This window comes from Rhodococcus sp. JVH1 (genome assembly GCF_000280725.2).
Classification (GTDB): domain Bacteria; phylum Actinomycetota; class Actinomycetes; order Mycobacteriales; family Mycobacteriaceae; genus Rhodococcus_F; species Rhodococcus_F jostii_A.
In genome coordinates, this window is record NZ_CP166289.1 from 2,591,513 (window position 1) to 2,618,432 (window position 26,920).

The following is a 26,920-nucleotide window of genomic DNA, read 5'->3' on the forward strand; positions in this document are numbered from 1 at the left end:
AGCCGGCGGCCCATTGCTTATATCGTGAGTGTGTGCTCATAATATGGGTGTACCTGTGACACCAGTCACTACCCCGCCTCCTCGATAAGGACGCGCACATGTCAGACGTAGCAATCCTGATCAACACCACGGTCGCCGTAGCGGCGGTCGTTCTGATGATCGTGCGTTTCAAGTTCAACCCAGTGGTGTCACTGGTCGTCGGATCCGCCTACCTCGGACTCACGACGGGACTCGGCACGGCCGAAACGGTGGACGTCATCAGCACCGGCTTCGGCGACATCATGGCCGAAGTGGGACTTCTGATCGCCTTCGGCGTCCTGATGGGCGCCATGCTGAAAGAAATGGGCGCGATCCAGCGCCTGGTCGGGACACTTCTGCGCGTGTTCGGGCCGAAACGAATGCCCTATGCGCTATCGCTGACGATCGCGACGTTGCTGCAGTCCATCTTCCTCGACGTCCTGCTCGTCATCTCCGCCCCGCTCGCCCGCAACCTCGCCCCGAAGGTCGGCCGGGTCGGGACCGCACGCATGGCCACCGCCCTCGCCATCGGCCTGGAGTGCGGCATCGTGCTCATGGTTCCCGGTGTCGGCGCCCTCGCCCTCGCCGGACTTCTCGGTGTGCCGCTCGGCAAGATGCTGATCTTCGGACTCATTCTGGTGATCCCGACCGTGGCGATCTCGGTCGCGATCATGTCGTTCCTGTTCACCCGCGGTTGGTGGAACCCGGAGAAGGACGAAGAGCACTTCCATCAGACGGTCGTCGACGACGAAGAAGACCAGTGGACCGACGGCGGCAGCGGCGGGACCACCCCGCGGCCCGACGCCGGCGGCGGCGTCGCCCAGGCGCAACGCGCCGCGACCGTCACCGAGGTCACGGCCCGGCGCGCGGCGCACGACCGCCCCCTCATCCTGCTCCTCGCTCCGCTGCTCGTTTCCCTCCTGCTCATCGCGACCGGCGCGATCCTGGACATCGCCGAGATCAGCAATCCGGTCGTCGCGTTCGTGTCCGAGCCGCTCATCGCGTTGCTGATCGGACTGATCGGCACCAGCTTCGTCGGACGCCTCACCGTCGGCCAGCACCGCATCCAGAAGGCGATCGCCAGCGGTTTCAGCGAGAGCGGCCAGATCCTCATCCTCACCGGCGTCGGCGGGTCCCTCGCCGCGACGATCGCAGCCGTCGGCCTCGGCGACATCCTCGGCAAGTACTTCACCGCCAATCACGCCGCTCCGCTGCTCATGGTCTGGGTGATCGCCGCCGTCCTGCACGTCGCCGTCGGCTCGGTGACCATCTCCGCCATCACCGCCGCGGGCGTCCTCGCACCCATCGCACCGACCCTCGGCCTCGACCCCGTCCTCATCGCCCTCGCGGCCGGCGCCGGCTCCCTGTTCGCGGTGCACGTCACGAGCAACACGTTCTGGCTGCTGCAGTCCTTGATGGGTCAGACCACACGAGGCACGCTGAAGACATGTTCGGTGGGAGTATCGGTGGCATCGGTCGTCGCAATACTGCTCGTCCTGCCCATGAGCCTCGTTCTCTGAGCGTCACTATCAGTTAAGGATCACCATGTTCTCCGACAACACCATTCGGCCCCTCGACGGGGTTCGGGTACTCGAGCTGGGCAATTACATCGCCGCCCCGACCGCGGGCCGGATGCTCGCCGACTTCGGGGCCGAGGTCATCAAAGTGGAGCGCCCGAAGACCGGCGACGAACTGCGCAACTGGCGGCTCTACTCCGGCGACACCTCGATGCTGTACCGCACGATCAACCGCAACAAGAAGTCGATCGTGCTGGACCTGCGCACCGAGGAAGGCAGGCAGCTCGTCCTGGACCTCGCCGCCAAGTGCGACATCCTGCTGGAGAACTTCCGGCCCGGCACCCTGGAGAAGTGGGGCATCGGACCGGACGCGTTGAACGCGGCCAATCCGGACCTGGTGATCACCCGCATCTCCGCGTTCGGGCAGACCGGACCGATGTCGCAGCGGCCGGGGTTCGCCGCGGTCGCGGAGGCCGCGGGCGGATTCCGCGAACTCGTCGGCGACCCGGACCGGCCACCGGTGCGGGTGGGGGTGTCGATCGGCGACTCGATCGCCGGCCTCTACGCGGCGTTCGGTGCGGTGATGGCCCTGTTCCAGCGGGAGGCCGCGAAGGTCGCCGGAACGCCGGGCCCGTCCCTGCCGCATCGGATCATCGACGTCGCGCTCAACGAATCGATCCTGTCGATGATGGAGTCGCTGATCCCCGACTACCTCGCGTACGGCATCAAACGCGAACGCGTCGGCGGCCGGATGGAGGGCATCGCCCCGTCGAACGCGTACATCTGCAGCGACGGTGACAGCATCATCATCGCCGGCAACGGTGACGCCATCTTCCAGCGCTACATGGACACCATCGGCCGCCCCGACCTCGGTGCCGACCCGGACCTGTCCACCAACGCCGGGCGGTGGGCGCGCCGCGACGAACTCGACACGGCGATCGGCCAGTGGACGATTCAGTACTCGCGCGACGAGGCGCTGAAGATCCTGGACGCGGCCGGGGTGCCGTCGGGTCCGATCAACACCGCCGCCGACATCTGCAGCGACGAGCAGTACGCGGCCCGCAACATGATTCAGCAGTTCACCGTCGACACCGGTGAGGCCGAGCCGAAGCAGGTCGGGTTCCCCGGCATCGTCCCGGTCATCGGTGGGAAGTCGCTGCCCATCCGCAACGTCGGACCGGACCTCGGCGAGCACACCCGGGAGGTCCTGGAAACGGTGCTCGGCAAGACCCCGGAACAGATCGACTCCATCGTCAACGACACGGTAGGTGGCCTCTCATGACGCAGTCCTTCGAATCACGCACCCTGCTCCGCGACGTCACCTTGCGTGACGGGTTGCAGTTGACGGGCAAGATGCTGCCCACCGCCCGGAAGCTCGAGATCGCCCGGCGGCTCCTCGAACTCGGCGTGCCCGCGCTGGAGATCGGGTCGATGGCCCGCCCCGACCTGGTCCCGCCGATGGCGAACACCGTCGAGGTGATCTCGGAACTGACCCCGGAGGAACTGGACCACTGCTGGGTGTGGGTGGCGACGCCCCGGCACGTGGAGAAGGCCGCCGCGGCCGGCGCACGACATTTCCAGTACTGCTTCTCCGCCTCCGATTCCCACAATCAGGCGAACATCGGACGCTCCACCGAGGAGAGCCTCGCCGCGATGCCCTCCGCGATCGAACTCGCGCAGCAGGTCGACGGCAGCATCCAGCTGTGCATCGCGACGTCGTTCACCTGCCCGTTCGAGGGCCGGGTACCGGAGCAGCGGGTCATCGACATCGCCAACGACCCGCGCGCCCACGGCGCCGTCGATGTCGTCGTCTGCGACACCCTCGGCCAGGCCGTCCCCGCCGAGGTGTACTCGCTCGTCTCCCGGGTCCGGCTCGAAACCCCGCAGCGCGGAATCGTCTTCCACGGTCACGACACCTGGGGTCTCGGGGTCGCGAACAGCCTCGCCGCGGTCGCGGCCGGCGCGATGACCGTCGACGGCGCCCTCGGCGGACTCGGCGGCTGCCCGTTCGCACCCGGTGCCAGCGGCAACACCGCCAGCGAGGACCTGTTGTTCGCCACGCGCCCGGACTGGCTGAACCCCACCACGTTCGGATCCCTCGTGGAACTGTCCGAGAAGACTCTCGCCGAACTCGGCGAAGCCAATCGGTCCAAGGCCGCGCAGGGCGCACGCTCCAATGCCACCGCGTTCGAGTGGGTCATCGGCGGCGGCCGATGAGCGGCGGCCGGTTCTACGTCACCACCCCGATCCCCGAACCCGCTCTCACGCTGCTGCGCGCCGCGGGCAGCGTCGACGTTCCCGACGAGCTTCCGGACGCCGCCCGGCTGCGGGAGGTCTGCGTGTCCGGCGACTACGACGTGGTGGTGTCCCAGCTTCGCGACACGTTCGACGCCGATCTCCTGGCCGCCGCGAAGATCCGCGGTATCTCCAACTACGCGGTCGGGTTCAACAACGTCGACATCGGGGCGGCGACCGCGAACTCGATACTGGTCGGCAACACACCCGGTGTGCTCACCGACGCCACCGCCGACGTCGCGATGCTGCTGATCATGGCCACCGCCCGCCGCGCCGTGGAGGCCGACACGTTCGTCCGCGCCGGACGGTTCACCGGATGGGAACCGAACCTGCTCCTCGGCCAGGATGTTTCGGGGCGCACGCTCGGTCTCGCCGGATTCGGCCGGATCGCGCGGGCGACCGCGAAACGGGCACTGGCCTTCGGGATGCAGGTGCTGTTCTGCCCACGGCCGCCCGGCGACCGGCCGGTCTCGGACGAGGAACTCGGCGAATTCGCCGGACTCGTCACCCACACCGATTGGGACACCCTCGTCACCACCAGCGACTTCCTGTCGCTGCACGTGCCCCTCAACGCACAGACCCGCCACCTGGTCGACGCCGGCGTACTGGCCGCGATGAAGCCCTCCGCGATCCTGATCAACACCGCCCGCGGTCCCGTCGTCGACGAAGCCGCCCTCGTCGCCGCCCTGAAATCCGGGGAGATCGCCGGGGCCGGGCTGGACGTCTACGAGGACGAACCCGTGCTCGCCCCGGGGCTCGCGGAACTGTCGAACACGGTCCTGCTCCCCCACCTCGGCAGCGCCACGGTGTCGGTGCGCGCCGAGATGGCGAGGCTGTGCGCCGAGAACGCTGTGGCCCTGGCGCAGCACCGGATTCCCCCACATCCGGTGAACCCGGAAGCCTGGAACTCATGACCGTCCTGATCGCCCCCGACAGCTTCAAGGGCACCTACACCGCCGGAGAGGTCGCCGACGCGGTCGCGACGGGGGTCGAGTCGTCCGGCGGTACCGCGATCCGGCTGCCGGTCGCCGACGGGGGTGAGGGCACCCTCGACGTTCTCACCGTCCCCCTCGGACTGCGCCCGATCACCACCCGGTCCCGCAATCCCTGGGGCAGTCCGTGCCGGCCGACGTACGGACTGTCCGACGACGGGACCGCGGTCATCGAGATCGCCGCCGCCTCCGGGATCACCACGCCGCACGACGGCCCCCGCGACCCGGTCACCGCCACCACCTACGGCACCGGGATGCTCGTCGCGGACGCCGCCCGGCGCGGTGCCCGGCGCATCGTCGTCGCGGCCGGCGGGTCCGCCACCACGGACGGCGGCACCGGGGCCATCGCCGCCATCGAGGCGGGCGGCGGACTCCGGGGCGCCTCCGTCACCGTGCTGACCGACGTCACCACCCGGTACGTGGACGCGGCCAGGGTGTTCGGACCGCAGAAGGGAGCCGACGCGGGCGCCGTGCAACTCCTCACCCGGCAACTCGAAGCGAAGGCGCGGGCCCTGCCCCGCGACCCGTCGAGTGTCGACGCGACCGGCGCCGCCGGCGGGTTCTCCGGTGGGATGTGGGCACGGTACGGCGCCGAACTCCGCTCGGGCGCCGATTACATCCTCGACGTGATCGGCTTCGACACCGTGGCCGCGGACGCGTCGGCGATCGTCGTCGGCGAGGGCAGGCTGGACGGACAGACGAAGGCGGGCAAGATCATCTCCGCGATCCTCGCCCGCGCGGGCGCCACGCCGGTGTACGCCGTCGTCGGCTCCGTCGGCGACGATCTCGGCGACTACCGGTCCCGGTTCGCCGGCGTACTCGTCGCCACGGACGCCGTGGCCATGCACGACGCCGGCCGCACGATCGCGGCGCAACTCATGACGGGTAGCGGCCACCCAGCGTCCGGGTGACCTGCTCGGCGCTGCCGACGAGCAGATCCACCCACTTCTCGCACTGTTCGCGTGGCATGCGCAGTGTCGGCCCGCTGATCGCCAGTGCACCGATCACGTCGGCGGACGAATCGAACACGGGCGCAGCCAATCCCGAGGCGCTGTCCTCCCGCTCCCCCGCGGTGATGGCGTACCCGTCGGCCCGGGCCTGGTGGATCAGTTCGCGCAGCACCGCGGTGTCGGTGACGGTGCCCTCCGTCATCGGTTCGATGGGGCCGGCGAGGACCTGTTCGGTGAGGTCCGGGTTCCAGGCGAGCAGAACCCGGCCCGCCGATCCCGCGGGCAGGGGGACGATCTTCCCGACGTACATGTTGCGGCGCAGCGCGTGCTCGGTTTCCGCGATGGCCACGCACACGCGGTAGCCCTGCTCGACCCGGAAGAAGCTGGCGGTCTCGCCGGTGGCGTCGCGGATCTCCTTCAGCACCGGCGTGACGACAGCCAGCACGTCGAGTCCCTTGGTGGCCGTCGCAGCCCAGAACGCCATCTTCACGCCGATCCGGATCTGGTCGCCGGTCCGGTCGAGGAATTCCTGCGCCACCAGGTTGCTGACCAGCCGTTGGACCGTCGACGTCGGCAGACCCGTCGCCTGGTGGATCTCGCCCAGCGTCATCGACGGACGCGTCAGGCTGAAGGCATCGAGGATCTCCGTGATCTTGCTCAGCACCAGCAACGGTTGGTGCTTGGAGGTCAATTCGCCGTCTTCCGCTCGCATACCCTCGACGATAGTCGCCCCCACCAGCACGTGAGTGCCAACGAACGGCGGAACACACTTCGGCACTCACCTGGGGCGAATCGATTGTCGCCACACGGGCGGGGATGTGGTACCTATTGAAGATGCTCGAATTCGACTCGACGAAAGGCGCATGAGCGCCCACCGAGATATCTCTCCGACACGATGGTTCGGGGAATTCACCCGCGCGTTCGACGCGCTTCGATCGCGACCTTCACGGTGCCGCGACCCGTCCGCTCCCTGGCGGACACTTCTCCATTCACCATTGACGCTGCCCTACAACGACTTCGAGAAAGGAGGTAACCGTGAAGTTGGCTGAGGCACTGGCCGAACGCGGCGATCTGACCCGTCGGGTGGAGCATCTGAAGTCGCGCATCCTCACAAATGCACGACATCAGGAGGGCGAGTCGCCGGCGGAGGATGCCGCGGCGCTGCTCGTCGAACTCGAGGAGGTCCTGGACCGCCTGGAGGTCCTGGTCCGAAGGATCAATCGGACGAATACCGCTGCACCACTGGGCGACGCGAGCATCACGGACGCGCTGGCCCGCCGGGACATGCTGCGAATCCGGCACCGGGTGGTGTCCGCCGCCGCGGATGCCGCCTCCGGTCGTGAGCAGGACCGATACGGCAGGCAACTCCGCTCCGAACTCGTCTTCGTCGCGGCGTTGCCCGTCCGGGAGCTGCGGCGGACGGCAGACGATCTCGCCCGGCAGATCCGGGAGATCGATCTGCAAGTGCAGAAGGAGAATTGGGAAGTCGAGTTGCTCGACTGACCGATGCTGGGTGGTAGGTAACCGTTTCGGAGGCGAGCACGCACCGCGAGTCGACGGTAATTCGGCTCTTCTCCGGCGTGGAGGGCAACGCTCCGGGCACACACCCGGATCACAGTGCAGCCCTGCACACCGCACAGGTGACGGTGCACGACGCACACCTCATCACCGGGTGCTGATCCGAGACGGCGAGGGCGGGCAAGGGGCTACCCACACACGTGAGTGGCAGAGCGTGCCGAAGCACGCTCTGCCACTCACGTCGGGGATCAGCCGACTACGAGATCCAACTCGTCGTCGGACACTCCGACCGCGATGCTGCCACCCTCGACGAGGACGTCGTCGAGCAACAGATCGGCGATCCGATCGTCGACGGCCCGCTGGATCGACCGGCGCAACGGACGCGCCCCGAACTCGGGCTGGTGTCCGTGCTCGGCAATCCAATCGACCGCGGCCTCGCTGAACGAGATCTCGATGCCCTTGGACTGCAGCCGCTTCCGGCTGTCGTCCAGCAGCAGGTCGGTGATCCGGTGCAGCTGCTCGTTGTCGAGCTTGCGGAAGATCACGATCTCGTCGATCCGGTTCAGGAACTCCGGACGCATCGACTCACGCAGCCGGCCCATCACCCGATCCCGCAGCGGCTTCTCCGAAGCCTCCGCGTCACCGGTGCTGAAGCCCAGCGCACCCGACTTGCTGGAGATGATGTCGGACCCCAGGTTGCTGGTCATGATCAGAACGGTGTTCTTGAAATCCACCGTCCGGCCCTGACCGTCCGTGAGCCGACCGTCGTCGAGCACCTGCAGCAGCGTGTTGAACACGTCGGGGTGCGCCTTCTCGATCTCGTCGAGCAGGATCACCGAGTACGGGTTCCGGCGGACCTGCTCGGTGAGCTGCCCCGCCTCCCCGTATCCGACGTAGCCGGGAGGAGCACCGACGAGCCGGCTGACCGTGTGACGTTCACCGAACTCGCTCATGTCGAGTCGCAGCATCTTGTTCTCGTCACCGAACAGCGTGGCGGCCAGCGCCTTCGCCAGCTCGGTCTTGCCGACACCGGTCGGTCCGAGGAACAGGAAGCTACCCACGGGGCGATCCGGATCGTTCATGCCGGTACGGCTGCGGCGCACCGCCCGGGCTATGGCCCGCACGGCGTCGTCCTGGCCGATGACACGACGATGCAGTTCGTCCTCGAGCCGGCGGAGGCGTTCCTTCTCCTCCTCGGTCATCTGGCTGGCCGGGATTCCGGTGGCCCGCGACACGACCTCGGCGATCTGCTCGGCGGTCACCTCGGGCGCGGCGTCGGACGCGCCGACCGCCTTCCCGTCGATCCGGGCCTGAACCTCCATGGCCTCGTCACGCAGTCGCGACGCCTTCTCGTACTGCTCGTCGGCGACAGCCTGTTCCTTGGCCTGCTCGAGTTCCGCGAGCTTCGCCCGCAGAGCATCCACGTCGACGCTCGGCGTCCGCAGCCGCAACCGGGCCCCGGCCTGATCGATCAGGTCGATCGCCTTGTCCGGCAGGAAGCGGTCACCGATGTAACGGGCCGACAACTCGACGGCCGCCGAAATCGCCTCGTCCGTGTAGCGGACGCCGTGGTGCTCCTCGTACCGGTCACGCAGACCGGACAGGATCGCCACCGCATCCTCCACACTCGGCTCCGCAACCGTCACCGGCTGGAACCGGCGTTCGAGCGCCGGATCCTTCTCGATGTGCTTGCGGTACTCGTCGAGCGTCGTCGCACCGACGATGTGCAGCTCACCACGGGCGAGCTTCGGCTTGAGGATGTTGCCCGCATCCATCGCACCCTCGGCGCCGCCACCGGCACCGGCGATGGAGTGGACCTCGTCGATGAAGACGATCAGCTCGTCCGAGTGGGCCGAGATCTCGTCGATCACCTTGTTGAGACGTTCCTCGAAGTCGCCGCGGTACCGGGTGCCCGACACCATGCTCGACAGGTCGAGCTGGACGATGCGCTTACCCGTCAGCCGGTCGGGGACGTCGCCATCGACGATGCGCTGGGCCAGGCCCTCGACGACCGCCGTCTTGCCGACGCCGGCCTCACCGACCAGCACGGGGTTGTTCTTGGTGCGGCGCGACAGGATCTCGATGGTCTGCTCGATCTCGTCGGCGCGCCCGATCACCGGGTCGACTCCGCCGCCGCGTGCGCGTTCGGTGAGGTCGAAGCCGTACTTGTCGAGCGTGGGGGTCTCGGAGTTCGACGACTCCTCCACCGATCCACCCTGCACCGCGGTCTGCAGCCGCTCCGGGGTGATTCCCTCGGACGCGAGCAGTCGGCCGGCGGCGTGGTCCTGATCCGCGGCGAGCGCCAGGAAGAGGTGCTCGGGATCGATGTAGGTGGACCCGAGGGCGCGCGCGAGTTGGTGCGCCTCGAGCAGCGCCGTCTTCAGCGCGCCGCTCAGTGCGGGCGTTGCAAAGCCTGAGGTGTCACGCCCCTGGGGCAGACGCAGTTCGACTGCGTCGGCGACGGCCGACGCGTTCGCGCCTGCGCGGCGCATCAGAGACGCGACGGGTTCGTGTTCTGTCATGACGCGCAGAACGTGGAGCGCATCGAGTTCCGCATCACCACGACCTGCGGCGAAGCGGGCAGCAGCAGCCATGAGCTCCTGGGTGGAGCGACTCATGAGCCGACTGATGTCGATGCGACCTGGGCCCTCCGGCCCGAAGAATGCTGGCATTCCTCAGCCTCCTAAAAGTTGAGCGTTAATCACTCAACTAACGTGCCAACCCTGCGATCAATTCCCGGCGGGGGTGGATGTGAGCTCGATCACTAAGGTCCGTGGCGGGTACCGACCCAGTCCAACGACGACAGGAACCCGGATCTTCCCGCTCACGGCAGGGTGCGTCCGAGTAAGTCGAGCACTCGGGTGGCCACCACAGTCCCACCGAACCCAGGTGCCTGCGCAGCGCGGGAAAGATCCCGAGCAGAATGCTGCGGTCGCCGCGGACCACCAGCGGTCGCAGGCCCGGCAGGTCCGCCATGGCGACCGCCAGATCGTCCGCCAGCGCGTGAGCGGCCCGCACCGTCTCGGACAGTGCAACCACGCCCGTCGGTTCGTCCCGGTCGGTGCGGTCGATCACGGTCGCGGCGTCGCCGAGATCTCGGCCGACCATCGCGGACAGGCGCTCCGCCCCCGTGCGCCTTTTCGGTAGCGGGAACAACCGGAAAGGCGCACGGGCGCGAAGCGCCTGGTTCTACCCTGAACAGGTGGTGGCTCTCGTTCGAGCGGTCCGGCGGCTGGCTCTGGGACGCCCCCTGCGCAGTGACGACCTCGGGGAACAGTTGCTGACCAAGCGTCTGGCGCTGCCGATCTTCGCGTCCGACCCTCTGTCGTCCGTGGCGTACGCGACGCAGGAGATCCTGCTGATCCTGTCCCTGGGCGGTCTCGCCTATTTCTACCTGACGCCGTATCTGGCGGCCGGGGTCGTGGTGCTTCTCGCCGTGGTCGCCCTGTCGTACCGCCAGGTGGTGTACGCCTACCCCAGCGGGGGCGGCTCGTACGAGGTGGCGACGAAGAACCTCGGGCCGTCCGCGGGTCTGACGGTGGCGTCGGCACTGCTCATCGATTACGTCATGACGGTGGCGGTGTCGGTGTCGGCGGGTGTCGACAATCTCATCTCCGCCGTGCCCGCGCTGAACACGCACCGGGTGGCGCTGGCCGTGGCGTTCGTCGTGCTGCTGACGGTGATGAACCTGCGCGGGATCCGCGAATCGGGAACCACGTTCGCCTTCCCGACGTACGGGTTCATCGCCGGGGTGATGATCCTGATCGTGACGGGGTTCGTCCGTGTCGCGGCCGGTTCGACACCCGTCGCCGAAAGTGCCGGGTACACCATCGAACCGGAACTGTCCGGGCTGACCGGTCTGGCCCTCGTGTTCTTCGCGCTGCGCGCGTTCTCGTCCGGATGTACCGCGCTGACCGGTGTGGAGGCGATCTCCAACGGGGTGCCCGCGTTCCGTAAACCCAAGAGCGCCAACGCCGCGAAGACACTCATGGCGATGGCGGCCACAGCGATCGTGATGTTCGCGGGAATCACCGCGCTGGCCATCGTCGCCAAGGTGCACGTCGCGGTGAACCCGTGCGATCTGATCGGGTTCGCCGGAAACTGCGAGACCGATCCGCAGCGCACCGTCATCGCCCAGATCGCGGCGGCCGTGTTCGGTGGCACCACCAACATCGGCTTCTTCTACGTCCAGGCCGCGACCGTGCTGATCCTCGTGCTCGCCGCGAACACCGCCTACAACGGTTTCCCACTGCTCGCCTCGGTGCTCGGCCGCGACCGCTACCTCCCGGTCCAGCTGAACACCCGCGGCGACCGGCTGGCGTTCAGCAACGGCATCGTGCTCCTCGCCGTGACGGCGGGCGGATTGATCGTCCTGTTCGACGCGTCCGTCACCCACCTCATCCAGCTGTACATCCTCGGCGTGTTCACGTCCTTCACCCTCAGCCAGGCGGGCATGGTCCGGCACTGGAATGGTGTGCTGGCAACCGAATCCGACGCCCGTGAACGTCGTCGCATCCACGGCAGGCGGGCCCTCAACGGCACCGGCGCCGTCCTCACCGGCACCGTCCTGATCATCGTCACGATCACGAAGTTCACCCAGGGCGCCTACCTCGTGGTCATCGCCATGCCGATCCTGTTCTTCCTGATGCGCGGGGTGCGGCGGCACTACGACCGGATTGCAGCTGCCCTCGTCGTCGACGAGGACAGCTTCACCCTCCCCTCCCAGGTGCACACGATCGTGCTGGTGTCCGTGCTCAACAAACCCACCGCCCGGGCCCTCGCCTACGCCCGCGCCACCCATCCGACGACCCTGGAAGCCGTCACCGTACTGGGCGACAACACCGGAAAACTGCAGCGGGAGTGGGAGAAGTACGAAATTCCGGTGCCGTTGAAAGTCCTCGAATCGCCCTATCGTGAAGTCACCCGGCCCATCGTCGGGTACGTGAAATCCGTCCGGAAGCGGATCCCGGACGGCGTCGTCACCATCTTCATCCCCGAGTACGTGGTCGGTCGATGGTGGGAACACCTGCTGCACAACCAGAATGCGCTGCGCCTCAAGGGCAGGTTGCTGTTCACGTCCGGCGTGATGGTCACAAGCGTGCCGTGGCTGCTCGATTCGGCCACCCGGGTCGGGGCGCCGCTCGGCAAGCCCGCGCCGGGTGACATCCGGCGCGGCCTGCCCACCACTCCCGAGCTCAGCGGAAAGTCGACTTCAGGTACTCCGTGAGACCGTCGACCGCGACCGGACTCTGCCGGAACCCCAGATAGCCGTCCGGTCGGACGACGAACGCGGCGGAACCCTCCGCGCCGTACGCGTGCGCGAACTCGCCGTCACGGTCCCGGACGAGGGGAAGCACCGTTTCCCCGACCTCGGCGGAAGGCGACGCGACGAGGTACGTGTCGACGAGTCCCTGGGTCGCCGCGCCCACCGACGTCGCCGCGGCCTCGAGCAGTTCCAGCCCGCGCGCGTCGACCGATTCGTCGGCGTACAGCAGCAACGTGTGGTTGCGTCCCGCGAGGAGAGTGAACAGCCGGAGGGGGGATGCGACCGCGGCGCGTGTCAGCCCGCGGGCGTCTGGCGCCCGACTGCCGGGCGCGAGCGCCGCATTCGACTCCGGTTGGGCGACGATCGGACTGTCCGCGTAGCTGATGAGGAGTTGGGCCTCGCGTCGGATCACATAGTCGGGATCCGACGACCCCGCCCCGATCCCCTCCCGGGCGCTGCGCACGGTGCGTCCCACCACCTCCTCCCCGATGGGTCGCCGTTCGGCGTCGTAACTGTCCAGCAGGTCGGGGGCCGCGGCGCCGGACACGGCCAGCGCGACCTTCCACGCCAGGTTGTGCGCGTCCTGGATGCCGGTGTTCATGCCCTGCGCGCCGGTCGGCGGATGAATGTGGGCGGCGTCGCCCGCGACGAACACCCGCCCGCGCCCGTACGAGTCGACGATGCGGTGGCTGATCCGGAAGATGGACGACCAGCGGAGGTTCGACGCCCGCGTCGGCTCGGGCGACAGGCGGTCGAGCACGGCCTGGATGTGGCTCAGCTCCGGTTTCGGTCCCGCCTCGAAACCGTGCGCGATCTTGTCGGCCGCCGGGGTGCCGGTGCCGGCCAGGTCGCTGGGCACCAGCATCGACATCCGGTAGCGGCGGCGCCCGGGCAGCGGAATGCACACGAGCAGGTCGTCGGTCTCGCCGTCCGTCTGGTGCATCGACCGGATCCCGTAGCCGCGGGGCATCGTCCAGTCGACTTCGACGTCGCCGAGCATGTACTGCTCGAGGAACGCACCGCCCTCGAAGGTCAGGCCGAGGCCCTTGCGGACCACGCTGTGGGCGCCGTCGCAGCCGAAAAGGTACTGGGTTCGGACGGTTTCGTCGCCGTCCGCGCCGGCGACCGTGGCGACGACGCCGTCGTCGTCCTGTTCGAACGCCGTCAGTCTCGTTCCTCGTTCGATCGTGGTGCCGAACGTGGCCAGGTATTCGGTGAGGATGCGTTCGGTCTCGTACTGGGGCAGCCCGATGAATTCGAACGGGACGTCGGCCGGTAGCGACAACTCCAGACGGGCGACCTCGTCGCCGTTGACGTACACGATCTGCCCGCGCATCTGGATCGCCGCGTCCAGGATGTGCCGCAGCACGCCCATGCTCTCGAAGACCTCGAGGCTGCGAGGTTGGATCCCCACCGCCTTCGCGTACTGCGGTGGCTCGAGCAGGGGATCGATGATGCGGCAGGCGACACCTCGCCTGCGCAGTTCGATCGCCGCCGTCAGACCGACCGGACCAGCTCCGACCACCAATACCTCGGGATGCACCACAAGACACCGCCTCGTCAGCAGGGACCGACCACCGACCAGTATGCGGGACCCACGATGCACGTGACCGGCGTTCGGGCCAGACTCGGATCCGTCACGTTCGCGAGGTGTGGAGTCTCGGCCGGTGAACGGCTTCCCGGGCCACCAGTTCGATCGTGACGGCCACCGCACACGTCTGCGCGAGCAGCAGCCCGACGAGGACGAGGATCTGCACCGCCCCGGCCTGAACGGCGGAACCGCTTGCCAGCAGCACCCCGACGAACGCCCCCGGCAGGGTGACCAGCCCGACGGTCCGGGTCTGGTCGAGTCCCGGGAGCAACGCGTCTGAGGCGGCATACCGGACCACTTCCATGCGGGCATCACGGACGTCGAGTCCGAGACTGAGCCCCGCCTCCACCTCACCCCACCGTTGATCGACAGCATCGAGCGCGCGTCGCGCGGCGAGGGAGGTGGCCGTCATCGCACCACCGAGCACGATTCCCCCGATGGGAACGAGAGCGACACCTTCGAGCGGCACCACCCGGCTGACCAGCATCAACGGCAACACGATGCCGACACCCGCGGCGAGGGACAGCGCCAGCCACCCGGCGGACCGCCCGGCTTTCGCGCGGCGAGCGGACGTTCCCACCGCCGCCGCGAACATCACGACGAGCACGAGGATCGACGACCACAGATGCGCGAGCGCCGCGGCCAGGATCAAGGACACCGCGACGAGCTGGGCAGCACCTCGAATCGCCGCACCGGGCACGACGAGTGGGCTACCGAGGTGGGTGAAGCGGTAGACCACCGCCGCGCATACGACCATCACGGTGCACAGCACAGCCAGTCCGACACCGGGATTCGCCAGGGACGTACTCACCCGGCTCAGTGTTCCTCACTTCCTGGCCACGGCGATACCGAGTGAGCGTTATGCCGACGTATCCCGGGGTGTGCGTGCGACCATGGAAGGAGTCGACGCTCTACGCCCGAGAACCTGACCGGAGGCCGTGGCGATGGACGACCGGGCGAACACAGCGCACCCGCGGGTCGTGGTCGAGACCGAACACGGCCGGGCGAGCTACCGCGCGGGCAAGGCCGTCCGCATCGGCCGGGATCCGCAATTGGAGATCACGATCATCGATCCCGTGGTGTCACGTGAGCATGCACGGCTGACGTGGGACGAGGGATGGCAGCTCGTCGATTCCGACAGCAAGAACGGGATCTTCGTCGACGGCGAGCGTCGAGAAAAGGTTCCCGTCACGAACCACGTCGTCGTCCGCCTGGGCGACGCGGTCGAGGGACCGATCGTGCGGATCTCGGTCGAGGATCCCGACGCGACGCGACAGGACGTGGGCGGCCGATGGGACGAGTCGACGATCGACGTGGGGGCATCGAGCGCCCCACCCCCGACACCGCACGAGGCGGTCCCGACGGGATCACTCACGGTGGGACGGTCACCCGACAACGACATCGTCGTCCGGGACGTGCTGGCCTCACGCCATCACGCGATCGTCCACAACGTGCCGTCCGGCCTCGAGATCGACGACCTGGGGAGCGTCAACGGCACGTTCGTCGGCGGCGCCCGGGTGTCGCGCGCGCAGCTGACCGAAGGTGACGTCGTCACGATCGGCAACACCGATCTCAGTGTGAAGGACGGCCGGCTCGTTCCACGGCAGGCGGTGGCTCCGACCGCAGGCGGGCTGCGGGTGGACGGCGTCGGGCTCACCATCGAAGGCGGGCGGCGGCTGCTCGAGGACGTCACGTTCACGGCCCAGCCGGGGAGTCTCACCGCGGTGATCGGCCCCTCCGGCGCGGGAAAGACCACGGTGGCCACCATCATCTCCGGTTCGGAACGCCCCACGGAAGGTGTGGTCGAGTTCGAGGGACGCAGCGTGCACGCCGAATACCAGGTGCTCCGCTCCCGCATCGGGATGGTCCCCCAGGACGACGTCGTGCACCGGCAGCTGACCATCCGGCAGGCGCTCGGCTACGCCGCCGAGCTGAGGCTGCCGCCGGACACCACCCGGACCGACCGCGAGGAGGTGATCGAGACGGTGCTCGACGAACTGCAGCTGTCCGAACACGCCGACACGAGGGTCGACCGGCTGTCCGGCGGACAACGCAAACGCGCGTCCGTCGCAATGGAGTTGCTCACCGGCCCGTCCCTGCTGATCCTCGACGAACCGACCTCGGGCCTCGACCCCGCGCTCGACCGGCAGATCATGGCGACGTTGCGCCGCCTCGCCGATTCGGGCCGCGTCATCGTCATCGTCACGCATTCGCTGTCGTATCTCGAGATGTGCGATCAGGTCCTGCTCCTCGCACCGGGCGGCAAGACCGCCTACGTGGGCCCGCCGGACCGGGTCGGGGCCGCGCTGGGCAGCACCGATTGGGCCGACATCTTCGCCCGCGTCGCGGCCGACCCCGACGGGGTGTTCGCCGAGTACCGCGCCACCCGCCCCGCCGTAGAGGTGCCACCACCGAGTCCGCCCGGACCTCTCGGCAGTCCCGCGCACACGTCGCGACGCAAGCAGTTGAGCACCGTCGTCCGCCGCCAGGCGCGGCTGATCCGCGCTGACCGTGGGTACCTGATCTTCCTGTCCCTTCTCCCGTTCGTGCTCGGCGGCCTGGCCGTGCTCGTGCCCGGCGACACGGGATTCGGTCCGTCGGGCCTCGACGAATCCGGCGAACTCACCCAGATCCTGGTCGTGCTGATCCTCGGCGCCGCCTTCATGGGTTGCTCACTGACCATCCGCGATCTGGTCGGAGAGCGCATGATCTATCTCCGCGAACGTGCCGCCGGTCTGCTCCCGTCCGCCTACCTGACGGCGAAGATCGTCGTATTCTGCGCCGCTGCCATCGTGCAGTCGGTGATCATGGTGATGATCGTCTTCGTGGGCAAGGGTTTTCCGGGCCGGGGCAGCGTGATCCCCTCCGGCTCCGTCGAATTGATCGTGGACATCGCCGTCACCACCTGCTCCTGCGTCCTGGTCGGACTGGCGTTGTCGTCGGTGGCCCGCTCGAACGAGCAGGTGATGCCGATGCTGGTGGTCACGATCATGGTGCAGCTGGTGATGTGCGGAGGACTGATCACGATCACCGGACGCGCGGTGCTCGAACAGGTGTCGTGGCTCTTCCCGTCGCGCTGGGGGTTCGCGGCCGCCGCATCGACGGTGGACCTGCGCACGAACGCCACGGGCACCGAGCCCGATACGCTCTGGCAGCACGCCGCATCGTGGTGGCTGCTCAGCATCGCCATGCTGGTGCTCATCAGTTGCGTGCTCGCGGTCGTCACCTACAGCCGGCTCCGGCTGCGCCGTTCCCGCCGACGCTGAAACAGATGCTGCGGTGTTCTACTCGTCGCCGAGACCCGCCGGTGCCCCGATGTCGAAGACGTTCATCATCTGAGACAGGGTCCGGTAGTAACCCACGAGGACCACAAGTTCGAGCAGCACCCGGTGTGCCGGCTAGATCAGTTCGACGACGGTTCCCAGGTCGTGCACATGCTCGCTGTCCGACGGTTCGGTGGCCGGCGTGATGTCGCCACGTGCCGCGTGTGCCATCGATCGCGCCTCGCCCGCAGCGAAGGCGACCGGTACCGCCACGGCGACGGACAGGAGGGCAGCTCCTGCGTCGAACGCCAAGCGTGCGACACCGAAAGCACAGTTCGCCGATTCTCTGATCGTCATCGCCCGCTCCTTCATCCCAGTCCACGGGACGTAGCGGACCACTCCCTTTGACCTGACAATTACCCGTCCGACGTTACGAGGGGCCTGCACTACTCGCGAGTACCAAACCGACCAGATCGAATGATTTACCCGGAGGCCGTCGAGTCCGGGGGACGGAGGCAGAGAAGACAGGCACGTACCCGGGTAGTTCAGCCGATGCGCCCGGACCGCAACGGGACCACTCTGTAAACAGGCGTCCTCCGCGACGCGACACCACAGCGAGTGCACTGGAGCTACGACGGCATGAACCCACACACCGGGAACCACGGATATCAGCTGGTTCACACGTTCCCCCCGCCTCCGGTGCGGCCGGGGCGCCAGGCACTGCACGCCGCCGCATCCAGAATCGGAATCCCGTGCACCCTCGGCGCCGGCGACCACCGCGCCTTCGACAGCTCCGGTCTCGTCCAATGGGCCTACAAGCAGGCCGGCATACCGGTTCCGCGCACCACCTACGAGCAACTCCGACACGGGACCGCCGTGGACGCGAGCGACCTGCAGCCCGGTGACGTCGTCCTCTTCTACGGGGGCGGCCACGCGGGGATCTACGCAGGAAACGATATGCTCGTCCACGCACCCGCTCCGGGACGCCCGGTCACGCGAGTAGCCATGAGCTCCATGTCATTTCACGCAGCACGCCGATACTGACGACCGACCACGGCCCCCGGTCGACCTGAACAGCGGCCAGAGGCGTGACCACCCGCGGCGCCGTGGGCTCAGTGAGCGGCGTTGTACGCTTCCTCGATCTCGGCAGGAATACGTCCACGCGTGGACAACTCATACCCCTGCGACGTCGCCCATTCTCGAATTTCCTTCGCCTGGCTACGCCCCTGCGACGGTGATGCCACTGCAGGAGTCGACCGACGCTTCCTTCCACCGACCCGAGTTGCATGTTCGATGTAGTAGTCGAGAGTCTTGTGGAATTCCCTGGCGTTCTTGACCTTCAGATCGATCTCGTAGTCGACGCCGTCGACAGAGAACGGAATGGTCTCCCCCTTACCGTTCTTGATCGGAGTTCCGTCGATGTCGTCGATGCGTTCGACAACAACTTTCCGCGCCACAGTTCCACTCCTTCATCGTCGATAACCCGGGGAACACTACGTCGAAGTATTGTTCACCTGCCAATCCCCGACGGAGTTTTCGAACTGCAGAACCGGGTCCGCCTGATTGGAGCACCCCGTTGTCGGGGTATTCGTCGGACATGACACCCAAGGATTCATCCGGACCGAAGACCACGACCACCGACAGCGGCGCCCCGGGCGCGGACAAGGACGTGATGTCCGATCCGGCCGAGGATGACAAGAGTTCGGGCGCCGACTGGAGCGGCGAAGGTGGCGCGACCCCCGAGGGGCCCGCCACCGACACCGACACAGAGGACTAGGTCACCAGGGAATCTGTCCGAGGACCACACCGATCACCAGCATCGACAGCGACACCAGCGCTGCGCGCCACAGCACCTTCTTGTGATGGTCCGCCAGCGGGACACCCGCCAGGGTCACGAGTAGGAGGATGGCCGGGACGAGGGGGCTCTGCATGTGGAACGTCTGGCCGGTGATGGATGCGCGGGCCATCTCGACCGGCTCGATGCCGTACGTGGCCGCCGTCTCGGCGAGCACGGGCATGATGCCGAAGTAGAAGGCGTCGTTGCTCATGAAGAACGTGAACGGCAGGCTCAGGATGCCCGTGATGACGGCCAGGTGCGGTCCGAGCGAGGCCGGGATGATCTCGAGCAGCCACTGCGCCATGGCCTCGACCATTCCGGTGCCCTGGAACACGCCGGTGAGGACAGCGGCGGCGAACACCATCGCGACCACGGAGACGATGCTCGACGAGTGGCGGGTGATCGCTTCCTGCTGTTCCTTGACCCGCGGGAAGTTCACCGTCAGCGCGATCGATGCGGCCACCATGAACAGGACCGGAATCGGCAGCACGTCCATCACGAGCACGACGAGGAGCGCCACGGTCACGAGCGCGTTGAACCACAGCAGCTTCGGGCGCAGCGTGGGCCGCTGGGGGTCGAGACCGTCGACGAAGCCCTGGCCGTCGTCCGATCCGGCATCGCCGGAGCCGCCACCGGTTCGGGGTGTGTCGCCGTTACCCCCGGAGCCGGTCGCGGACCGCCGGAGGCCGGAGCCCGCGGAGACGAGGAGGCGCTCGTCGGTGAGTTCGAGCGTGCCGATGCGGCGGCGTTCGCTGTAGCCCAGCTGCACGGCGAACAGCAGCACGACGAGCAGTCCGACCACCAGCGACGGGATCATCGGGACGAACACGTCCGACGGCGAGATACCCAGCGCAGCGGCGGCCCGGACCGTCGGTCCGCCCCAGGGGACGATGTTCATCGCGCCGTTCGCCAGGCCGGCGACCACCGTGAGGATCACGGGGCTGACCTTCAGCTTCATGTACAGCGGCAACAGCGCGGACGTCACGATGATGAACGTCGTGGATCCGTCACCGTCCAGCGACACCACCATCGCGAGCACCGCGGTGCCGACGACGAGCCGCATGGGGTCGTTGCGGACGAGCCGGAGGATGAGTTTCACCAGCGGGTCGAACAGGCCGACGTCGATCATGATTCCGAAGAAGATGATCGCGAAGAACAGCAACGCGGCCGTCGGTGCCAGCGACTTGATCCCGTCGGTGATCATGTCGCCGATTCCGAGGCCCGCCCCGGCCGCGATGCCGAATGCGACCGGGACGGCGATCAACCCGACCACGGGAGTGGCCCGTTTGGACATGATCAAGAACATGAACACGGCCACCATCAGAAAGCCGAGTGCTACCAGCATTGCCACTCCTCGTCCGAACTCGCGTCGTGGTGTGATCGCGATAACAGCCAGTGTCGGGGGGAGGGACGCTCACAGTCACTGTTGCGTACTTAGAGAAGGTTGTGTTCTTTGTGGTGGCAACTACGGGCGCCCCCGGAGATGGTCGCGCAGAGTCTCTGTCTCATACTCCGCGCGGAACAGCCCCCGCTTCTGCAGGACGGGGATCACCTCGTCGACGAAGTCGGCGAGGCCGTTCGGGTAGAACGGCGGCATCAGGTTGAAGCCGTCGGCCCCGCCGCCGCGGAACCACGTTTCGATCTCGTCGGCGATCGATTCCGGGGTTCCGATCATGGTGCAGTGCCCGCCGCCGGCCGCCAACGTGCCCAGCAGCGACCGCACGGTGGGACGGTCCTTCTCGATGATCCGCAGGATCGTGTCGTACCGGCCCTGCGGCCCGGTGAACTCCGACAGCTGCGGCAGCGCGGGAACGGGTGCATCCAATTCCCAGGCACTGCAGTCCTGCTGGACGAACATCGACAACTGCGCCAGCGACTGTTCGACGGGCAGGAGCGCGTCGAGTTCCGCCTTCTTCCGTCGGGCCTCCTCGGTGGTGGAGCCGACGTAGGTCACGAGACCGGGCATCACGGTCACCGCGTCGGCGTCGCGGCCTGCCGCGCGGATGCGCCGCTTCACGTCGTCGTAGTAGCTCTGCGCGGCCGTGAGGTCGTAGGCGACGGCGTAGATTCCCTCGGCGCACCGGGCGGCCAGGTCGCGGCCCTGATCGGACGCGCCCGCCTGGAACAGCACGGGACGACCCTGCGGCGAGCGCGGCACGTTCAGCGGACCGTCCACGAGAAAGTGCTTGCCCCGATGCTCGACCGCCTTCACCTCGGCCGGGTCCGCGAAGATGCCGTCCCGGTCGAGTACGAGCGCGTCGGGCCCCCACGAATCCCACAGAGCGAGTGCCACGTCGACGAATTCCGCGGCACGCGAATAGCGTTCGTCGTGCGGCGGCATCTCCTCGAGCCCGTGGTTGCGCGCTTCGGCGTCGAACATCGACGTCACCACGTTCCAGCCGACGCGGCCGCCGCTGATGTGGTCGAGCGACGCCAGCATCCGGGCGGCGTGGAACGGTGTGTAGAACGTGGTGGACACCGTCGTCACCAGTCCGACCCGCTCCGTCGCCCGCGCCATCGCGGACAGCGCGGTGAGCGGTTCGAGGAACCACATGCCTCCGGACGCGGGGTCGCGCACCGAATGCCCGTCCGCGAAGAACACCGCGTCGAGGCAGCCCCGCTCCGCGGTCTGCGCCAACTCCTCGTAGTAGGTGATGTCGCAGAGTCGCTCGACCTGGGACGAGGGGTGCCGCCACGCGGCGCCGTGGTGCCCGCAGCTGTAGAGGAACGCGTTGAAGTGCAGTTGCCGGGCGTCGCTCATGTCAGTCCTTGACCAGTCCGCCGTCGACGACGAGGTTCTGGCCGGTCACCGCACGCGACCACGGGGACGCGAAGAACAGCACCGCGTCGGCGAACTCGTCGGGGGTGGTGACCCGCTGCAGCGGGGTGCTCGCCGCGATGAGGTCGAACACCTCGTCGGGAGTGGCAGCGCTCGCGTCGGTGGTGCGGAGCAGCCCGCCCGAGACCATGTTGACGGTGATGCCGTCGGGACCGAGGTCGGAGGCGAGCGTGCGGGTCAGCGACAGCGCCGCCGCCTTGGCGGCCGTGTAGTCGTGGTACGGGACGACCGGGTTCTGGAACAGGTTGGTGCCGATGTTCACGATCCGGCCGAACCCGAGCGAACGCATGCCCGGTAGCGCGGCCTGCGTCGTGTGCAGTGTCGCCTTCACGCTGCCACGCAGCTGCGCGTCGAAGGCATCCCACGTGATGACGTCCGCCTTGTCGCGGGCGTCGCCGTTGAAGGAGAAGTCGGCGAGCGCGTTGTTGATCACCGTGGTCACCGGGGAGCCGAAGTGCTCCTCCGCCGCGGAGAACAGCGCCGCCACCTGTCCGGCATCGGTGACGTCGCCCCGGAGCGCGACCGCACGGTCCGCGCCCAGGGAGGCCGCGAGTTCCTCGGCCGCCTCCCGGCTGTTCCGGTAGTTCACGATCACCCGCGCGTCCTGCGCCGCGAACGACCGCACGATGGCGGCGCCGAGGCCCCGTCCACCGCCGGTCACCAGGACGATCTGCTTGTCGAGCTGCATGCTGTCACCTTCCGTTCGGTCGGCGACGAGATATCGGATGAGCGCATACGGCCGTCTCCGCGACATCCCTTCGCCGGCATTACCCAGTTCAGGTTCGACGGGTGTGTTCTCAGCCGTCCGGCTCGTCGCCGGGCAGCACCCCGTGTCACTGGCCAACAGTGTAAGCGCAATCACCGTTTTTGATTCTTGGTTGTGCACAACCTAGTTGTGTGCAACTATTCAGTGGTGACCGACAACCTCGCCCTCGACCGCCAGGTGTGCTTCGCGCTGTACTCGGCTTCCCGGGCGATGACGGCGAGATACCGGTCGATGCTCGACTCGCTGGGAGTGACCTACCCGCAGTACCTCGTGCTGCTGGTTCTCTGGGAACAGGACGGTCGCGGAGTACGTGAGATCTGCGACGCCCTCGACCTCGACACCGGCACGCTGTCGCCACTGCTCAAGCGGCTCGAAACCCTGGGCCTGGTCGAACGCAGGCGCTCGTCCGCCGACGAGCGCCGCGTCGGGATCCACCTCACCGAGAAGGGTGCGGGCCTCCGCGCCGCCGCGGAGGCCATCCCCGCGGAACTCGCCCAGTCGACGGGAATGGACATCGACGAACTCGTCGCCCTCCGAAACACCCTGTCGCGGCTCACCGAATCGCTCCACAGCGTCAACACCCCTACAGGAGAGAAGTAACCATGAAGATCGTCTACACAGCCGAAGCCCTCGCCACCGGAGAAGGACGCAACGGCCACGCCCGCACGTCCGACGGCCGGCTCGACCTGAACCTCGCGATCCCCACGGAGATGGGTGGGTCCGGCGACGGCACCAACCCCGAGCAGCTGTTCGCCGCCGGATACGCGGCATGCTTCCACTCCGCACTCCAGCTGGTCGGCCGTCAGGCAAAGGCGAACGTCGCCGACTCGGCCGTCGGCGCCCGCGTCGGCATCGGCCCGACGGACGGCGGCGGATTCGGTCTCGCCGTCACCCTCGAGGTCTCCCTCCCCCACCTGCCCCGCGCCGAGGCGCTCGAACTGACCGAGAAGGCACACCAGGTGTGCCCCTACTCCAACGCCACCCGCGGCAACATCGACGTCACCCTCGAGGTCACCGAAGACTGAGAAATCCTGACGGGCGTCGGGTCACCGGAACGTGAACTCGACGCCCGTCAGGTCCTCCGACAGGGACCACAGCGCCCGCGCGGTGTGCTCGTCCCGCGACTTCTTGTTGGAGCCCACCACTTTCGGGTGGCCACGCTGCTCGAACAGGCCGTCCGGCCCGATGTAGCTGCCGCCGATCACGTCGGGAGCGGTGGCCGCGTACAGCATCGGCAGCGCCCCCATCTCCGCCGACTGCGCGAAGATCCGGTTGCCGACGGCCATCAGCTTGTCCTGCACCGACTCGGTGTGGGCCTGCAGATTGGTCGACGCGTAACCGGGGTGCGCGGCCACGGCTTTGACGGGTGACCCCGCCGCGGACAGCCTGCGCTGCAATTCGTATGTGAACAGCAGATTCGCGAGTTTCGACTGCCCGTACGCGCTCCACCGGTTGTACTTGCGGCGTTCCCAGTTGAGGTCGTCGAGGTGAATCGTTCCCGCCTGATGTGCGGCACTCGACATCGTGGCGACCCGATCGGTGATCTTGTCGAGCAGCAGGCCGGTCAACGCGAAGTGCCCGAGATGGTTTGTGCCGATCTGCATTTCGAATCCGTCGGCGGTCGTGCGCTGCGGCACCGCCATCACGCCGGCGTTGTTCACGAGCACGTCGACGGACTCGACGCCGGCGGCGAACTCGCGCACCGAGGCGAGGTCGGACAGATCGAGGCGGCGCACCTCGGCGTTGTCACCGATCGACCGGGCGACGACCTCCCCCTTGTGGGTGTTACGACAGGCCAGCACGACGTGCGCGCCAGCCTTGCCCAGAGCCCGCGCGGCCACCTCCCCCAGACCACTGTTGGCGCCCGTGACGACGAACGTGCGGCCGCTCTGATCGACGATGTCCGAAGCTGTCCACTTGGTCATGGCGTCAACCCTACGGATCTCGGGACATGGCGTGAACCTTTCACCACGCCCGCGCTCCGACCAGCGGCAGATTGAGGAAACTCGGGCGATCCGGGGACAACGCGACGTGCTGCGGCTTCAGTTGGCTGTCGGCCAGCATCGGTCCGAGCGGCAGGTACCGGGGGACGCTGCCCGCGTACACATCGACGCGCAGCCGATGCCCCGGTTCGAGGACCGCGTCGGTGGGCACGAAGTTGATATCGACCGGTGTCACTTCACCCGGGACCAGCGGCTGACGGGCGTCCACCGTCAGATAGTGGTGCGGTTCGGTGTAGTCGCCGTTCGCCGACTTGGTGCTCTTCGAATCGTCCACGGCCCGCATGGAAGCGGTGAGAGCGCCGTTGGTGAGCGGAGTCGACGTGCCGTCCGGTGCGACGTCGTTGAGCGTCACCGCCCAGAATCCGTCCGGGGCGTCGAGCACGGTTTCGAGGTGCAGATTGACCGGACCCGACAGCTCGGTCGGCTGCGTGACCGGGGCACTGGTGAACGTCAGTCCCTCGGCCTCGGCGAACCGGGAGTCCTTGCTGCACACCGATCCGAAGACGACGGCCGCGCCTGCGGTGCCCTGCGCGCCGTCGCGGGAACAGAGCCCGCGAAGTCCGGGTGCGACGGTGAGCTGTGCCGCGTCGCCGGGTTTCGCCGACACCAGGCTGCCGTCGTGGGCGGCGTGCCCGGCGGTGCCGCTGGAGACACCCGACAGGTACATCCGCTGGTAGTCGACACCCGCCCGCGGGAACTGATCGGTGGTGGTCCAGCCGTTGCCCTGCTGATACAGCGTGACCGGACCGTACTCGTCGATGCCGTTGTCGATGCCCTTCAGCCACTTGTCGAACCAGGCGCGTTCGAGGACGTCGAGTCGCGGCGGGGCACCCTGCTCACCGAAGCCGCCCCCGAACGAGATGTGGTAGGCGTCGCTCATGATCAGCTGCTTCTCCCCGGCGGGCAGCGGGATGTCGTTGTAGACCCGCGGCTCGCTGTTCGCGAAGATGTCGTGCCACGCGCCGTAGAGCATCGTCGGCACTTCGATGTTCGCGGCCTGCGCCTTCCGCTCCTCGTAGAACTGGCCGTCCTGCGCCACCCGCAGCGTGCCGGGGTCGAGACCGTTGATGTCCGGCGCGGTCATGGCCTCGATCAGCGCGGGGAAGAGTGTCAGCGGATCCCGCAACCGATCCTGCAGCCACCGCTGGTCGAAACGCCCCTGCGCGATGGCCTGGATGTCGGGAACGAACTTGAGACCGTTGACAAGCGAAAGCCACAGCGGCATGAATCCCACACCGAGACCACCGCCCGTTCCAACGATGTCGCGGAGCAGATCGTTGCCCGGTTCGGTCGGGAAGATGGCCTTCAATGCCGGCGGCTGATGCCCGGCGGCCTGTAGCGAGTTGATTCCCGAATAGGACACCCCCGCCATGCCGACCCTGCCGTCGGACCATCCCTGCTTGCTCATCCAGTCGATGATCTCGACGGAGTCTTGCTGCTCGAGCGGACCGAGCGCCTGCCATTCCCCCTGGGAGAAGCCGGTGCCCCGCGCATCGACCACCACCTGGGTGTACCCGTTCCGGATGAGGTCGCGGTTGATGCCGAAGACGCGCATGCCGCCACCGGTGAGCACCTTCGCCGCTTCCCCGACACCGTCGAACGGGGTTCCGGCGAGATCGAACGAGTTCACCAGGTCGACGACCGTGTCCTCGAGTCCCGGCACCGCGAACACGGAATCGACGACGTTGCCGACCAGCTTCGTGTACGGCGTGACGCCCAGAACCGACGGCATCCTGGTGTCGATCGGCTTGCCGGAGGCGTCCGCGGGGCGATAGACATTGGCCTTCAGCACCGTTCCGTCGCTCATGGTGATGGGGACGTCCCAGTCGATCGCGATCACCGGGTACTCGGGCGGCGCGTCGACCGCCGCGGTCCACGCGGCCCCGGCCGCCCCACCCGTCGGATCCGCCGACGCCGTCACCGTGGGCACCACCGCGAGCCCCACCCCCACCGCCAGAGCGACTGCCACCGCGCCCGGTCGAAACGCCCATCGACGCACGATCACTTCGAACCCCCGTGAAATCCCGATGACGCGCCTCAGCGGCCAGTCAGGGTGGCCCGCGTC

24 protein-coding genes and 1 riboswitch are annotated in these 26,920 nt (G+C 67.7%); of the genes, 12 read left to right on the forward strand and 12 right to left on the reverse strand.

Going from position 1 to position 26,920, the window contains the following annotated elements; genetic code table 11:
• Positions 1-98 precede the first annotated feature (98 nt).
• Genes JVH1_RS11675 through JVH1_RS11695 form a run of 5 tightly spaced genes read left to right on the forward strand, consistent with a single transcriptional unit; the run spans position 99 to position 5,733 of the window.
• The gene (locus tag JVH1_RS11675; RefSeq protein ID WP_009477977.1) at positions 99-1,538 is read left to right on the forward strand and encodes a GntP family permease; all 1,440 of its coding nucleotides are present in this window, start codon (positions 99-101) and stop codon (positions 1,536-1,538) included.
• A 25-nt stretch (positions 1,539-1,563) separates the two neighbouring features.
• Complete coding sequence (locus tag JVH1_RS11680) at positions 1,564-2,817, forward strand: CaiB/BaiF CoA-transferase family protein (protein WP_009477976.1); 1,254 nt, start codon at positions 1,564-1,566, stop codon at positions 2,815-2,817.
• Positions 2,814-3,752 (forward strand): hydroxymethylglutaryl-CoA lyase, encoded by a 939-nt coding sequence (locus JVH1_RS11685; protein WP_009477975.1) that lies wholly within the window; start codon positions 2,814-2,816, stop codon positions 3,750-3,752. Before JVH1_RS11680 ends, JVH1_RS11685 begins: the two co-directional genes overlap by 4 nt.
• Positions 3,749-4,744: a D-glycerate dehydrogenase gene (locus JVH1_RS11690; RefSeq protein ID WP_009477974.1), complete on the forward strand. Its 996-nt coding sequence runs from the start codon at positions 3,749-3,751 to the stop codon at positions 4,742-4,744. Before JVH1_RS11685 ends, JVH1_RS11690 begins: the two co-directional genes overlap by 4 nt.
• Positions 4,741-5,733, forward strand: a complete 993-nt coding sequence (locus JVH1_RS11695) for a glycerate kinase (protein ID WP_009477973.1) — start codon at positions 4,741-4,743, stop codon at positions 5,731-5,733. The genes JVH1_RS11690 and JVH1_RS11695 overlap by 4 nt, the downstream gene beginning before the upstream one ends.
• Here the strand turns inward: JVH1_RS11695 and JVH1_RS11700 are convergent.
• On the reverse strand, positions 5,699-6,484 hold the full coding sequence (locus tag JVH1_RS11700; protein ID WP_009477972.1) for an IclR family transcriptional regulator: 786 nt from the start codon (positions 6,482-6,484) through the stop codon (positions 5,699-5,701). The genes JVH1_RS11695 and JVH1_RS11700 overlap by 35 nt on opposite strands.
• Before the next feature lie 323 nt (positions 6,485-6,807).
• Between JVH1_RS11700 and JVH1_RS11705 the strand changes: the two genes are divergently transcribed.
• A complete protein-coding gene (locus JVH1_RS11705) occupies positions 6,808-7,275 on the forward strand; it encodes a DIP1984 family protein (protein ID WP_009477970.1) in 468 nt (155 codons plus the stop codon).
• A gap of 263 nt (positions 7,276-7,538) precedes the next feature.
• Here JVH1_RS11705 and JVH1_RS11710 read toward each other — a convergent pair whose 3' ends face one another.
• Both JVH1_RS11710 and JVH1_RS11715 read right to left on the reverse strand, forming a co-directional pair.
• Entirely contained in the window at positions 7,539-9,962 is a 2,424-nt protein-coding gene (locus JVH1_RS11710) for an ATP-dependent Clp protease ATP-binding subunit (RefSeq protein WP_009477969.1), read from the reverse strand.
• Between the two features lie 37 nt (positions 9,963-9,999).
• Positions 10,000-10,398 (reverse strand): hypothetical protein, encoded by a 399-nt coding sequence (locus JVH1_RS11715; protein WP_009477968.1) that lies wholly within the window; start codon positions 10,396-10,398, stop codon positions 10,000-10,002.
• 94 nt (positions 10,399-10,492) lie between these two features.
• On the opposite strand from JVH1_RS11715, the gene JVH1_RS11720 reads away from it, so the two are divergent.
• Entirely contained in the window at positions 10,493-12,517 is a 2,025-nt protein-coding gene (locus JVH1_RS11720) for an APC family permease (protein WP_009477967.1), read from the forward strand.
• On the opposite strand, the gene JVH1_RS11725 is transcribed toward JVH1_RS11720, so the two are convergent.
• Both JVH1_RS11725 and JVH1_RS11730 read right to left on the reverse strand, forming a co-directional pair.
• The gene (locus tag JVH1_RS11725) at positions 12,486-14,102 is read right to left on the reverse strand and encodes an FAD-dependent monooxygenase (RefSeq protein ID WP_009477966.1); all 1,617 of its coding nucleotides are present in this window, start codon (positions 14,100-14,102) and stop codon (positions 12,486-12,488) included. The genes JVH1_RS11720 and JVH1_RS11725 overlap by 32 nt on opposite strands.
• 91 nt (positions 14,103-14,193) lie before the next feature.
• Positions 14,194-14,958, reverse strand: a complete 765-nt coding sequence (locus tag JVH1_RS11730; protein ID WP_009477965.1) for an ABC transporter permease — start codon at positions 14,956-14,958, stop codon at positions 14,194-14,196.
• 133 nt (positions 14,959-15,091) lie between these two features.
• Between JVH1_RS11730 and JVH1_RS11735 the strand changes: the two genes are divergently transcribed.
• Complete coding sequence (locus tag JVH1_RS11735; protein WP_009477964.1) at positions 15,092-17,413, forward strand: ATP-binding cassette domain-containing protein; 2,322 nt, start codon at positions 15,092-15,094, stop codon at positions 17,411-17,413.
• A 132-nt stretch (positions 17,414-17,545) separates the two neighbouring features.
• Here JVH1_RS11735 and JVH1_RS11740 read toward each other — a convergent pair whose 3' ends face one another.
• Positions 17,546-17,767: a hypothetical protein gene (locus JVH1_RS11740; RefSeq protein WP_043780959.1), complete on the reverse strand. Its 222-nt coding sequence runs from the start codon at positions 17,765-17,767 to the stop codon at positions 17,546-17,548.
• A gap of 282 nt (positions 17,768-18,049) precedes the next feature.
• Here JVH1_RS11740 and JVH1_RS11745 point away from each other — a divergent pair, with 282 nt between their 5' ends.
• Positions 18,050-18,454, forward strand: a complete 405-nt coding sequence (locus JVH1_RS11745) for a C40 family peptidase (protein ID WP_043780956.1) — start codon at positions 18,050-18,052, stop codon at positions 18,452-18,454.
• 68 nt (positions 18,455-18,522) lie between these two features.
• On the opposite strand, the gene JVH1_RS11750 is transcribed toward JVH1_RS11745, so the two are convergent.
• Complete coding sequence (locus tag JVH1_RS11750; protein WP_009477961.1) at positions 18,523-18,867, reverse strand: Lsr2 family protein; 345 nt, start codon at positions 18,865-18,867, stop codon at positions 18,523-18,525.
• Positions 18,868-19,007: 140 nt separating this feature from the next.
• Between JVH1_RS11750 and JVH1_RS11755 the strand changes: the two genes are divergently transcribed.
• Positions 19,008-19,187 carry a hypothetical protein gene (locus tag JVH1_RS11755; RefSeq protein ID WP_016883897.1) on the forward strand — a complete coding sequence of 60 codons (180 nt, stop codon included), beginning with the start codon at positions 19,008-19,010 and terminating at the stop codon, positions 19,185-19,187.
• Position 19,188: 1 nt separating this feature from the next.
• Here the strand turns inward: JVH1_RS11755 and JVH1_RS11760 are convergent, their stop codons facing one another.
• The 3 genes from JVH1_RS11760 to JVH1_RS11770 form a co-directional block, all read right to left on the reverse strand.
• Positions 19,189-20,592 (reverse strand): CitMHS family transporter, encoded by a 1,404-nt coding sequence (locus tag JVH1_RS11760; RefSeq protein WP_009477959.1) that lies wholly within the window; start codon positions 20,590-20,592, stop codon positions 19,189-19,191.
• Between the two features lie 120 nt (positions 20,593-20,712).
• Positions 20,713-22,008, reverse strand: a complete 1,296-nt coding sequence (locus JVH1_RS11765) for an LLM class flavin-dependent oxidoreductase (protein ID WP_009477958.1) — start codon at positions 22,006-22,008, stop codon at positions 20,713-20,715.
• A gap of 1 nt (position 22,009) precedes the next feature.
• The gene (locus tag JVH1_RS11770) at positions 22,010-22,774 is read right to left on the reverse strand and encodes a 3-oxoacyl-ACP reductase (RefSeq protein ID WP_009477957.1); all 765 of its coding nucleotides are present in this window, start codon (positions 22,772-22,774) and stop codon (positions 22,010-22,012) included.
• A 48-nt stretch (positions 22,775-22,822) separates the two neighbouring features.
• Positions 22,823-22,927, reverse strand: a riboswitch (TPP riboswitch).
• Positions 22,928-22,999: 72 nt separating this feature from the next.
• Here JVH1_RS11770 and JVH1_RS11775 point away from each other — a divergent pair.
• Entirely contained in the window at positions 23,000-23,452 is a 453-nt protein-coding gene (locus tag JVH1_RS11775; protein ID WP_037230710.1) for a MarR family winged helix-turn-helix transcriptional regulator, read from the forward strand.
• 2 nt (positions 23,453-23,454) lie between these two features.
• The gene (locus tag JVH1_RS11780; RefSeq protein ID WP_009477955.1) at positions 23,455-23,877 is read left to right on the forward strand and encodes an organic hydroperoxide resistance protein; all 423 of its coding nucleotides are present in this window, start codon (positions 23,455-23,457) and stop codon (positions 23,875-23,877) included.
• 21 nt (positions 23,878-23,898) lie between these two features.
• On the opposite strand, the gene JVH1_RS11785 is transcribed toward JVH1_RS11780, so the two are convergent.
• Both JVH1_RS11785 and JVH1_RS11790 read right to left on the reverse strand, forming a co-directional pair.
• Positions 23,899-24,777, reverse strand: coding sequence for an oxidoreductase (locus JVH1_RS11785; protein WP_009477954.1), 879 nt, complete (start codon positions 24,775-24,777; stop codon positions 23,899-23,901).
• A 40-nt stretch (positions 24,778-24,817) separates the two neighbouring features.
• Positions 24,818-26,860, reverse strand: a complete 2,043-nt coding sequence (locus JVH1_RS11790) for a CocE/NonD family hydrolase (RefSeq protein WP_009477953.1) — start codon at positions 26,858-26,860, stop codon at positions 24,818-24,820.
• Positions 26,861-26,920: the final 60 nt, after the last annotated feature.